Consider the following 11,468-nt stretch of genomic DNA (forward strand, 5'->3'; position numbering starts at 1 on the left):
TCCTGTGAGTCCGATCGGGCCAATTCCTTTGATCATGCCGGGTGTTGTTTATGCGGCGCTTATGAATGTGTTAACCCGGTCCTGGCGCGGAATTCTCCGGGGCGTCATCGGACGGCCCCGGTCGATCATGGTGGTCCGGAACCGTTCAGCCAGAACGCCCCGTAGACCGCCGCCGCGACCGCCAACCCCGCCGTGAGCAGGGCCGATCGGGGTACGCGCGGCCGGGCCAGGGCGCGGGCGAGCGGCAGCAGCAGCGGGAACGCGGGCATCAGCAGCCGCGGCTTGGAGCCGAAGTAGCTCGACGCGCACAGGGCGAGGACGAGCACGACGCCCGTGTAGACCAGCAGTTCGACCGGCTGGCGCGCGCGGACCCCGGTGACGTACAGCCAGATGAGCAGGGCCACCCCGGCGATCAGGCCGAGGCCGGCGAGAGCGGACGGAAATGACGTGAACTTGTCGGCCACGAAGCGGGCGAAGGCGTAGCCGCCGTCGAACCCGTTGCGCCATCCGGCCTGCACGTCCAGATAGCCGAGCGGGCCCTCCCCGGTGCGGTGGCCGACCCAGAGGACGTAGCCGGCGGCCCCGAGCGGAGCGAGCAGCATGCCGAGCGCGCGCCGCCGGCCGGGGGCGTACGGGGCGCCGGACGCGCCGGGGGTGGGCGCGGGCGCGTGTCCGTCATGGTGCGCGCCCGGCGTGTGCTGCGCGCCGCGCTCTCGCCCGAACGAGACCACGCCCGCCGCCCACACCGCCGCGACCACGGCCACCCCCACCGGCCGGGTCAGCCCGGCCAGGGCCGCCAGGGCGCCCGCGCTCACCCACCGCCCGGTCAGCACCGCGTACAGCGACCAGGCCGCCAGCGCCGTGAACAGCGACTCGCTGTACGCCATCGACTGCACGATCCCGACCGGCAGCACCGCCCACAGCAGCACCGCGCACACCGCGGTCCGGGGGCCGTACACCCGGTCCGCGACCGCGAAGATCCCGGCCGCGGCGGCGAGCGAGGCCACGAGGCTCACCACGAACCCGGCGCCCGCGTACGACAGCGGGGTGACCGCGTGCAGCAGCCGCTCCAGCCAGGGCAGCAACGGGAAGAAGGCCAGGTTGGAGTGGACGTCCCCGTTCGGCAGCCGCACCACGTAGCCGTACCCCAGTTCGGCGACCCGCGTGTACCAGAGCGAGTCCCAGCGCGCGGTCAGCAAGGTGAACGCGCTCTTGCCGCGCGCGGCGCTCCACACCGCCAGCACCACCAGCCCCAGGGCGCGGACGGCCGCGTAGCCCAGGAGGGCCGGGGCCGCCCGGCGCGGAAGAGGGGCGTGGGGCGGGGCCACACGCGTCGCGAGATCGGTCACGGGCTCGATTATCGACCGCGCGCTCCACCGGACCTCTCGCCGGGGTCAGGGTCAAGAGGGGCTGACGTGGCGTACGCCACACGGGTTCCCTCCGGTGGGTGAGAGGTCCGCCACGTGACCGCGCGGCGGACTCGCGTACTGTGACGAGTCACCCGCGTGGGTTCGCGCGGGCCGGAGACACCGCTCCTCTCCGGCCGTACGACAGGGGGTCCCCGCCCCGTCGGTCCGCCCCGCACGAGGGAGCATCTGGGAGGTACGTACATGTCCGGGACGACCACGGCTGCCGTCCGGCCGCGCCGTCGGGCCCCCGGGGCAGGTGCCAACCGCTGGGTCGTCCTCGTCGTGCTCTGCGTCAGCCTGCTGCTCGTCGCGCTCGACGCGACCGTGCTGCACGTGGCGGTCCCCGCCGTCACCGAGGACCTCAAGCCCGGCGCCATCGAACTGCTCTGGATCGTCGACGTCTACCCGCTGGTCTGCGCCTCGCTGCTGATCCTCTTCGGCACCCTCGGCGACCGGGTCGGCCGCAGACGCGTCCTGCTGCTCGGCTACGCCCTGTTCGGGGTGGCCTCCGCCGTGGCCGCGTTCGCACCGACCGCCGAGACGCTCATCGCCGCCCGCGCGCTGCTCGGTGTCGGCGGCGCCATGATCATGCCGGCCACCCTGTCGATCCTGCGCCAGGTCTTCCCCGACCGGCGCGAGCGCGCCCTCGCCATCGGCGTCTGGAGCGCGGTCGCGGCGGTCGGCGCGGCGATCGGACCGCTGCTCGGCGGCTTCCTGCTGGAGCACTTCTGGTGGGGCGCGGTCTTCCTGGTCAACATCCCGCTGATGCTGGTGAGCCTGCCGGTGGGCCGGATGCTGCTGCCCGAGTCCCGGGGCGACCGCGAGGGCCCCTGGGACGTGACCGGCGCGCTGATGGCGGCGGCCGGGCTGTTCGGCGTGGTCTTCGGCGTGAAGCGGCTCGGCGGCGGGGAGGCGGTCGCGAGCCCCGTCACCGTGCTGCCGCTGCTGACCGGCGCCGCCCTCCTCTTCTTCTTCGTACGGCGCCAGCGGCGGCTCCCGCATCCGCTGGTGGACCTGCGCATGTTCCGCCGGCCCGCGTTCAGCACCTCGGTGGGCTGCATCGTGCTGGCCATGCTCGCGCTGGTCGGCCTGGAGCTGATCGCCGCCCAGTACCTGCAACTGGTGCTCGGCCTGTCACCGTTGCAGACCGGCCTGAGGCTGCTGCCCCTCACCCTCGCCGCGATGGCGGCCGGCCTCGCGGGCGCGCGCATGCTGCGCCGCTTCGGACCGCGCCGCATGGTGTGCTTCGGCTTCTGCCTGACGGCGGCGGCGGTGCTGACGCTGACGGGCATGGGCGGCACCGACGACCCGACGCTGCTGCTGGCCGGCTTCGTGCTGCTGGGCTTCGGCCTGGAGACCACGCTCTTCGGGGCCTATGAGTCGATGCTCAGCGAGGCCCCGGCCGACCAGGCCGGCGGCGCGGCGGCGATCGGCGAGACGGCGTACCAGCTCGGGGCCGGTATCGGCATCGCGCTGCTGGGCAGCGTGATGAACGCGGCCTACGCGCCGGGCCTGCGGTCGGTGCCGGGCGTGCCGCGGCCCGCCTCGGACGCGGCGGGCCACTCGCTCGGCGAGGCCTACGAGGTCGCCGGACGGCTCGGCGGCCCGGCCGGGACCGCGCTGCGCCGTGCCGCGCGGGACTCCTTCGTGCACGGACTGCATGTGACGCTGCTGGCGAGCGCGGCCCTGTTGCTGCTGGGCGCGGTGATGGCACTGCGGCTGCCGTGGCTCATGCAGTGCGGCGAGGAGCCGGCGGGCGGGAAGTCGGCGGGCGGCGAACCGGCGGGCGGCGAGCCCGCGCTGCCGTCGCCGCGCGAGGCGGAGGCGGCGGCCGGGAAGCCGCGGGTCACCGCCTGACCTCCTCTGGACGTGCGGGACACTGCACCGTAACGTCGGCCGGAGAGCCGTAACTAGCGTTGCTAGTTTTGCCGACGTCCCGTGTGACGTCCCGTGTTCCGGAGGGTGTTCCATGTCCGCGTCCGCGAAGCTGCCCCCGTTCGATGCCGCCGACCCGCTCGGGATCGACGACCTGCTGGAGCCGGAGGACCTGGCCGTCCGGGACACCGTCCGCGCGTGGGCGGCCGACCGTGTGCTGCCGTACGTCGCCGACTGGTACGAGAAGGGCGAACTGCCCGGCATCCGGGACCTCGCGCGCGAACTCGGTTCGATCGGCGCCCTCGGCATGTCCCTCACCGGCTACGGCTGCGCGGGCGCGAGCGCCGTCCAGTACGGCCTGGCCTGCCTGGAACTGGAGGCGGCCGACTCGGGCATCCGGTCGCTGGTCTCCGTGCAGGGCTCCCTCGCGATGTACGCCATCCACCGGTTCGGCAGCGAGGAGCAGAAGCTCCAGTGGCTGCCGCGCATGGCGGCCGGCGAGGTGATCGGCTGCTTCGGGCTGACCGAGCCCGACCACGGCTCCGACCCCGCCTCCATGCGCACCCACGCGAAGCGGGACGGCGACGACTGGGTGCTGGGCGGCCGCAAGATGTGGATCACCAACGGCTCCGTCGCCGGGGTGGCCGTCGTCTGGGCGCAGACCGAGGAGGGCATCCGCGGCTTCGTCGTCCCCACCGACAGCCCCGGCTTCTCGGCACCGGAGATCAAGCACAAGTGGTCCCTGCGCGCCTCCGTCACCAGCGAACTCGTCCTGGACGACGTACGGCTGCCCGCCACGGCCGTGCTGCCGGAGGTCACCGGGCTGCGCGGACCGCTCAGCTGTCTGTCGCACGCCCGCTACGGCATCGTCTGGGGCGCGATGGGCGCCGCGCGCAGCAGCTTCGAGGCGGCCCTCGACTACGCCAGGTCACGGGAGCAGTTCGGGCGGCCCATCGGCGGCTTCCAGCTCACCCAGGCCAAGCTCGCCGACATGGCGGTGGAACTGCACAAGGGGATCCTGCTCGCCCACCATCTGGGGCGGCGGATGGACGCCGGCCGCCTGCGTCCCGAGCAGGTCAGCTTCGGCAAGCTCAACAACGTCCGCGAGGCCATCGAGATCTGTCGTACGGCGCGGACGATCCTCGGTGCCAACGGGATCTCCCTGGAGTACCCGGTGATGCGGCACGCGACCAACCTGGAGTCGGTGCTCACCTACGAGGGCACCGTCGAGATGCACCAGCTCGTGCTGGGCAAGGCGCTCACCGGGCTCGACGCCTTCCGGTGAGCCCCGGTGCGCAGGGCGGGGCCGGTGCGGCGGCCCCGCCTCAGCTCTGGTTGAAGAAGCCGTCCGAGCGGTGGGCGGACGCCTCGCCGCTGATGATCTCGGTGTCGGCCGGGGTGAGCAGGAACACCCGGTTCGAGACGCGGTCGATCGAGCCGCGCAGACCGAAGATGAGCCCCGCCGCGAAGTCCACGACCCGCTTGGCGTCGCCGGGCTCCATGTTGGTGAGGTTCATGATGACCGGGACGCCGTCCCGGAACAGCTCGCCGATGGCGCGGGCGTCCCGGAAGCTGTCCGGGGTCACCGTGCCGATCCGCCGGCCCTTGTCCTCGGCCGTGTCCGTGGCCACCTTCACCCGGGGGTCGGTGACCCAGGCGTCCCCGGACTCGGTGCCCTCGGAGTAGTCGTCGTCGTAGTAGCGCTCGTCATCGTTGTCGTCGACGAGGCCGAGCCACGCACTCGCCTTGCGTACCGATCCCATGGACGCCTCCTCTCACAGCGGTCCTTCTTGCTTTCCGCATCCCTATGGTCATCCATGATGCGGACGGCGCGCCAAGTGGATAGACGCCGCGCGGGGGGTTTGTGACGGTACTGGTGCACAGCGGATCCGTCGAGAGTCCTTGTGCCCCAAGGGGCGAGACTCATACGGCTGCTGACTGAGAGTGAAATATGATTGTCTGCGGCGGACGGGTGATGCACGGTGCGTACGGGTGAACGCCAACGTCGTATCACAGTACGGGGGATGTTGTGTTCGGAATCGTCAGGCCCTGCGCCCACCGGCTCGGTGAGCGGTTCAGGGCCGACTGGATGGCGCACTTGTGCGGGCTGTGCCTCGCCCTGCGCCGCGACCACGGTCAGTTCGCACGGATCGTGACAAACTATGACGGGCTTCTCCTCTCGGTCCTGACCGAGGCTCAGACCGGCCCGCTGAGCGGCACTCGCCGTACGGCCGGGCCGTGCGCGCTGCGGGGCATGCGGACCGCGTCCGTCGCACAGGGTGAGGGCGCGCGGCTCGCCGCCGCCGTCTCCCTCGTGCTCGCCTCCGCGAAGATGCGCGACCACGTCGCCGACCGGGACGGACTGCTGGCGCGCGCGCCGGTCGCCGCCGCCGCGCGCCGGATCGCCGCGAACTGGGGCCGGGCCGGGGAGCGCGGCGGGGCGGCGGTCGGCTTCGACACCGGCGTCCTCGTCGACGCCGTCGACCGGCAGCCCGGCGTCGAGGCCCTGGCCGGGCCCGGCACCCCGCTGCTGACGGTCACCGAGCCGACCGAGAGCGCGACCGCCGCGGCCTTCGCGCACACCGCGGTGCTGGCCGGGCGGCCGGACAACGCCGGACCGCTGGCCGAGGCCGGGCGGCTCTTCGGCCGGCTCGCCCACCTGCTGGACGCCGTGGAGGACCGGGGGGCCGACGCCGAGTCGGGCGCCTGGAACCCGCTCACCGCCACCGGCACGCCCCTCACCGAGGCGCGCCGGCTCGCCGAGGACGCCCTGCACGGCATCCGGCTCGCCCTCCGGGAGGCCGAGTTCCGCGACGGCCGGCTCGTCCACCTCCTCCTCGTCCACGAACTGCGCCGCTCGGCGGACCGCGCCTTCGGGGCGGCACCGGGGTGCGCGGCCGATCGGCACGGGGGGCCGCGGGGGTCCTACGACGCGGGGACGCAGCCGGGGCCGTACGGTCCCGGAGCGCCGCAACAGCCGTACGGCGGCGGCAACCCGTACGGCGCCGGCGCCCCCCTCCCGGGCAATCCGTACGCCGGCGGCGGTGCTCCCGGCGGGGGCGGCGGCTTCGGCGGAGGTGGCGGCTTCGGGGGCGGTTTCGGACCGCCGCCCGAGCCGGTCAAGGGCCGGCGCGGTTTCTGGGCGGGCTGCGGGATGTTCTTCGCGCTGTGCTGCACCTGCAAGATGTGCTGCGCCGAGGAGTACGAGGGGCCGTGGTCCCGGAAGAAGCGCAACGGCTGCTGCCAGTGGTGCGACTGCTGCTCCTGCCCCGGCGGCTGCGACGGCTGTGACTGCTGCTGCCCGTGCGACGGCTGCTGAGCAGCGTCAGCCCTTCAGCTCCGGCGGGTTGACACGGGACTCCTCGATCGCGGAACCCGTCGTGCCCCACTTCCTGAGGATCCTGTCGTAGGTGCCGTCGGACAGCAGTCTGTTCACCGCCGCCTGGAACGCCGGCGCCAGTTCCGTGCCCTTCTTGAAGGCGAAACCGACGTCCAGGCGGTGGTACTCGTTGAGGAACTTCAGGCCCTGCTGGTGCGCCACGGCGTACCGCAGACCGTTGATCGTGGACATCACGACGTCGCTGCGACCCTGCTGGAGCGAGGACCAGATCGCGCTCGACTCGGCGTACGTCTGCACCCGGTACGCCTTCTTGCCCGCGTCGGAGCACACGTGCTTGCCGGCCTCCAGCGTGGCCTCGAACGTCGTGCCGGCGCCGGTCGCGACGTTCAGACCGCACAGCTGTTTCAGGTCGGTGATCTTCGGGAGCTTGCTGTCCTTTCGGGTGGCGAAGCCCTGGCCGTCGTTGACGTAGGTGACGAAGTCGATGGTCTTGCGGCGCTCGTCCGTGACGCCGAAGTTGCTCGCGCCGAAGTCGTACTTGCCGCTGTCCAGGGCGGGCAGGATCGCCTCGAAGCTCGCCTGCTCGATCCTCAGCTTGATGCCGAGCACCCGGGCGACCGCCTGGGTGAAGTCGACGTCCTGACCGGTCAGGGTCGTGCCGTCGGCGAGGTACGTGGTGCCGGGCGGGGTGCCGCCGACGCTGACCGCGACGGTGAGGCCCGTGGTGCCGGTGGGCAGCAGCTTCGCCGCGGCGTCGTTCTTCCGCACGGCGGAGACGACGTCCGTGGTGGGCACCTCGTCGGACTTGGCCGCCACACCGGAGGCGTCCGTGCCGCCCGGGCCACCGGAGCCGGAGCCGCAGGCGGTGAGGAGCAGCGCGGCCGAGGTGATGGCGACAAAGGGCATGAAATGGCGATAAGCGGGCGTGCGCATCGGGTAGCGGTCTCCTGAGGCGGGAGGGTGTGCGGAAACGCGAGGGGGAGGGGTGCGCGTGTGAAGGCGGAGAACAGGCCGGGAACCGGCGGGAGAACGCGAGCAGGCCCGCCCGGAGGGCAGGCGGGAGCAGGGGGTCAGCTCAACAGGACGAGGACCACACGCGACCGAAGTCGATGTGGGAGCGGGTGACCAGCCACTGCTGTGGATGCATGGGCCAAGTGGAACAGGCATCCGGTTCCGCGTCAACCGACTTGAGATGTACTGCTCACAGTCTGGACAACCTTGACAGCGGACGGAAACGGCACCGTACTCTCGATGCACGGCCCTGCTGAGGGGCTCGGCCGTATCCGCGCCGCGCGGCGCGCTCCCGTGTGAAGGCACCACCCGTTCTGACGACTCGGCGCGTCCTCGACGACGCGCGTCACGGAGCCTTCATGTCATCGGACACCCTCGCCGACATCCCCACCGTCCCGGACACACCCGGGCCCGCGGACGCCCCGCGGATCGTCCCGCGGCGCCGCTACGGCCAGTGGGCGGCGGCCGTCGTCGTCCTCGCGCTGCTCGGGCTCGTCGTCGACTCCGTCGTGCGCAACAAGGCGTTCCAATGGGACGTGGTCGGCGACTACTTCACCTCGGACTCCGTCCTGCGCGGGCTGTGGCTCACGCTGTGGCTGACCGCGGTCGTGATGGTCCTCGGCTTCGCCCTCGGCACCCTGCTCGCCGCGTTCCGGCTCTCCGCCAACCCCGTGCTGCGGGCGGTCAGCTGGGGATACGTGTGGCTGTTCCGGTCCATCCCGATCCTGGTGCAGCTGCTGTTGTGGTTCAACATCGGGGCGCTGTACCCGCGGGCCTTCGGTGTGAGGACCGTCGACCTGCTCACCCCGGTCGCCGTCGCGATCATCGGCCTCACCCTGCACGAGGCCGCCTACGCCGCCGAGGTCGTGCGCGGCGGCATCCTCTCCGTCGACCGCGGGCAGATCGAGGCCGCCCAGGCGCTCGGTCTGAGCCGGTGGCGGCGCTGGTGGCGGATCGTGCTGCCGCAGGCGATGCGCGCCATCGTGCCGCCCGCCGGCAACATGCTGATCGGCACCCTCAAGGGCACCTCGATCGTCAGCGTCATCGCCGTCAACGACCTGCTGTTCTCCGCCCAGTTGATCTACCACCGCACCTATCAGGTGATCCCGCTGCTGATGGTCGCCACCCTCTGGTACGCCATCGTCACCACCCTGCTCGGCATCGCCCAGACGTTCGTCGAGAAGTACTACGCGCGCGGCACGGAGACGGCCCGATGAGGCGGCAACTGGTCATCGTCGGAGCCGGGCCGCGGGGGACCGGCCTCCTCGAACGCCTCGCCGCCAACGCGCCCGAGCTGTACGCCGGTCCGGGCCTCGACATCCACCTGGTCGACCCCCACCCGCCCGGCGGCGGGCGCATATGGCGGCAGGCGCAGTCACCGCTGCTGTGGATGAACTCGCAGGCCGAGGACGTCACCATGTTCACCGACGACACGGTGGCCATGGCCGGCCCGGTGCGCGAGGGCCCCACGCTGCACGAGTGGGCCCGGCTGGACGGCCGTACCTTCCCCGACCGGCAGCTCCAGGGCCGCTATCTGCGCTGGGTGTACGAACGGGCCGTCGCCGACCTGCCCCCGAACGTCACCGTCCACCACCACCCCCACCGCGCCCTGCGGGTCGACGGCCCCCGCGAGGGCCGCCAGCGGGTGTGGCTGGAGGGCCGTCCGCACCCGCTCCCGGCCGACCTGGTGATCCTCACCCTGGGCCACCTGGACAGCGAACTCGACGCCGAGCAGAACGAACTGGCCGCCTACGCCCGCGAGCACGGCCTGGTGCACCTGCCGCCCGACTTCACCGCCGACAGCGACCTGACCGCCCTGGCGCCCGGCGAGCCCGTCCTCGTCCGCGGCTTCGGGCTGGCCTTCGTCGACCTGATGGTGCTGCTCACCGAGGGGCGCGGCGGGCGGTACGAGGGGGAGACGTACCGTCCCTCGGGGCGGGAGCCGGTGCTGTACGTCGGCTCGCGGCGCGGAGTGCCGTACCACTCGAAGATCGGCTACGACTGGACCGGCGACCGGCCCCCGCTGCCCCGTTTCCTCGGCCCCGCCGAGGTGGCGGAGCTGCTGGCCCGGCCCGCGGGCTTCGACTTCCGGCGCGATGTGTGGCCCCTGGTCGAGAAGGAGCTGGGCTTCGCCCACTACCACCGGCTGTTCACCGCCCACCCCGGGCGTACGGCGATGGCCTGGGCCGACTTCGAGGAGAAGTACGCGGCGGCCGGTGGCCCCGACGAGACCCGGGCGCTCGTCGCCGCCGCCGTACCGGACCCGGCCGACCGGCTCGACCTCACCGCGCTCGACCACCCCCTGGACGGCGTGCGGTACGCCTCGCACGACGACTTCCAGGAAGGGCTCAGGGACTACATCGAGGACGACCTGCGCCGCCGCCACGATCCCGCCCACAGCCCGGACCTCGGGGTGTTCCTCGGGCTGCTCTCCGTCTACGGGCAGCTGGTGCGGCTCGGGGACATCGGGTCCTGGTGGCACGGGTTCTTCAGCTACCTGGCGTCCGGGCCGCCCGGACCCCGGCTGCGGCAGATGCTCGCGCTGTCCCGGGCCGGACTGCTCCGGTTCGTCGGGGCCGGCATGGCCGTCACCGCCGAGGACGGGGTGTTCCGGGCCGCCAGCCCCACCGTGCCGGGCTTCTCCGTGGAGGCCCGGGCGCTGGTGGAGGCCCGGCTGCCCGCGCCCACCGTCCGGCGCGCCCGCGACAGCCTGCTGCGCGAACTGCACGCCGACGGCGCGGCCGAGACCCCCGACGGGCTGCTCCGGGTCGACCCCGGTGACGGCCGCGTCCTCGACCGCGCCGGACGCCCGCACCCCCGGCGCTTCGCGCTCGGCCCGTACACCGACACCCGCGCCCCCGGCGCCTTCACCCGCCCCCGCACCGGCGGGCCCGCGTTCCGGCAGAACGACGCGACCGCCCGGGCGGTGCTGGCCTTCCTCAGCGGCTCACTCGTAAAGGAACTCGCGCGATGAGCGTCATGGTCGACACCAGGTCGGTGCACAAGAGCGTCGGTTCGCGCGCCGGTGAGGTCACCGGCGTGCTCGGCCCCTCCGGCTCCGGCACGTCCACGCCGCTGCGGACCGTCAACCACCCGGAGAAGGCGGACCGGGGCGAGATCAGCGTGGACGGCGCGCTGCTGGGGTACCGGCGGGCCGGGGACAGGCTGTACGAGCTGCCCGGGCGCGAGGTGCTCCGCCAGAGAACCCGGATCGGGTTCGTCTTCCGGAACTTCGGCCTCTTCCCGCACCTCACCGTCCTGGACAACGTCGTCGAGGCCCCCGGTGTCCGCGCTGAAGCGGCCCCGGAAGGCGGCGGTGGAGAGCGCGCACCGGCTGCTGGAACGGTTCGGGCTCGGGGACGGGGCCGACGCCTGTCCGCGGCAGTTGTCCGGCGGGCAGCAGCCGGGGGTGCCCCCGGGCCGTTCAGGCACCGGGGGAGGGTGGCCCTCGCGCGGCCGCTCGCGCCGGAGCCGAAGCCGCTGCTGTTCGACGAGCCGACGTCGGCGCTCGATCCCGAGTTGGTGGGGGAGGTGCTGGACGTCACCCGGGACCTGGCGGCGCGGGGGACGACGATGATCGTCGTCACGCACGAGATCGCGTCCGCCCGGGAGGCAACCGACACGGTGGTGTCCATGGCCGACGGGCGGATAGTGGAGCGGGGGGCGCCGGACGAGGTGCTGGGCGCTCCGCGGGAGGAGCGGACCCGGGCGTTCCTGGCGAAGGCGCTGTGAGGGTGGGGGCCGTGGTCGTGGGGTGCGGTGGGTCCGGCACCGCCGGTCCGCGCCGTCGTGGTGACTCGCCGGTGCGGCGGGGACGAGGAGTGCGGAGGGGG

At 73.0% G+C, this 11,468-nt stretch carries 9 protein-coding genes; 6 read left to right on the top strand and 3 right to left on the bottom strand.

Translation table 11 applies throughout. The features are described 5' to 3' along the window. Positions 1-125 precede the first annotated feature (125 nt). On the bottom strand, positions 126-1,349 hold the full coding sequence (locus tag IE273_RS09350) for a glycosyltransferase family 39 protein (protein ID WP_189814684.1): 1,224 nt from the start codon (positions 1,347-1,349) through the stop codon (positions 126-128). Between the two features lie 261 nt (positions 1,350-1,610). On the opposite strand from IE273_RS09350, the gene IE273_RS09355 reads away from it, so the two are divergent. Together IE273_RS09355 and IE273_RS09360 are read left to right on the top strand one after the other, a co-directional pair. Next, complete coding sequence (locus IE273_RS09355; RefSeq protein ID WP_189814685.1) at positions 1,611-3,266, top strand: MFS transporter; 1,656 nt, start codon at positions 1,611-1,613, stop codon at positions 3,264-3,266. A gap of 112 nt (positions 3,267-3,378) precedes the next feature. Beyond that, positions 3,379-4,569, top strand: a complete 1,191-nt coding sequence (locus tag IE273_RS09360; protein ID WP_189814686.1) for an acyl-CoA dehydrogenase family protein — start codon at positions 3,379-3,381, stop codon at positions 4,567-4,569. 40 nt (positions 4,570-4,609) lie between these two features. Here IE273_RS09360 and IE273_RS09365 read toward each other — a convergent pair whose 3' ends face one another. Then, on the bottom strand, positions 4,610-5,047 hold the full coding sequence (locus tag IE273_RS09365) for a cell division protein SepF (protein WP_103812297.1): 438 nt from the start codon (positions 5,045-5,047) through the stop codon (positions 4,610-4,612). Positions 5,048-5,313: 266 nt separating this feature from the next. Between IE273_RS09365 and IE273_RS09370 the strand changes: the two genes are divergently transcribed. Beyond that, on the top strand, positions 5,314-6,603 hold the full coding sequence (locus IE273_RS09370) for a DUF5685 family protein (protein WP_189814687.1): 1,290 nt from the start codon (positions 5,314-5,316) through the stop codon (positions 6,601-6,603). Positions 6,604-6,609: 6 nt separating this feature from the next. Here IE273_RS09370 and IE273_RS09375 read toward each other — a convergent pair whose 3' ends face one another. Continuing rightward, the gene (locus IE273_RS09375; RefSeq protein ID WP_373309315.1) at positions 6,610-7,530 is read right to left on the bottom strand and encodes an ABC transporter substrate-binding protein; all 921 of its coding nucleotides are present in this window, start codon (positions 7,528-7,530) and stop codon (positions 6,610-6,612) included. Positions 7,531-7,994: 464 nt separating this feature from the next. Here IE273_RS09375 and IE273_RS09380 point away from each other — a divergent pair, with 464 nt between their 5' ends. From IE273_RS09380 to IE273_RS09390, 3 genes are read left to right on the top strand one after another with little or no spacing between them, the layout of a single operon-like run. After that, entirely contained in the window at positions 7,995-8,852 is an 858-nt protein-coding gene (locus IE273_RS09380; protein WP_189814689.1) for an amino acid ABC transporter permease, read from the top strand. Further along, complete coding sequence (locus IE273_RS09385) at positions 8,849-10,609, top strand: FAD/NAD(P)-binding protein (RefSeq protein ID WP_189814690.1); 1,761 nt, start codon at positions 8,849-8,851, stop codon at positions 10,607-10,609. The genes IE273_RS09380 and IE273_RS09385 overlap by 4 nt, the downstream gene beginning before the upstream one ends. Further along, positions 10,606-11,367, top strand: coding sequence for an amino acid ABC transporter ATP-binding protein (locus IE273_RS09390; RefSeq protein ID WP_189814691.1), 762 nt, complete (start codon positions 10,606-10,608; stop codon positions 11,365-11,367). The genes IE273_RS09385 and IE273_RS09390 overlap by 4 nt, the downstream gene beginning before the upstream one ends. Positions 11,368-11,468: the final 101 nt, after the last annotated feature.

This window comes from Streptomyces olivaceoviridis (assembly GCF_014650115.1).
GTDB classification, from domain to species: Bacteria; Actinomycetota; Actinomycetes; order Streptomycetales; family Streptomycetaceae; genus Streptomyces; species Streptomyces olivaceoviridis.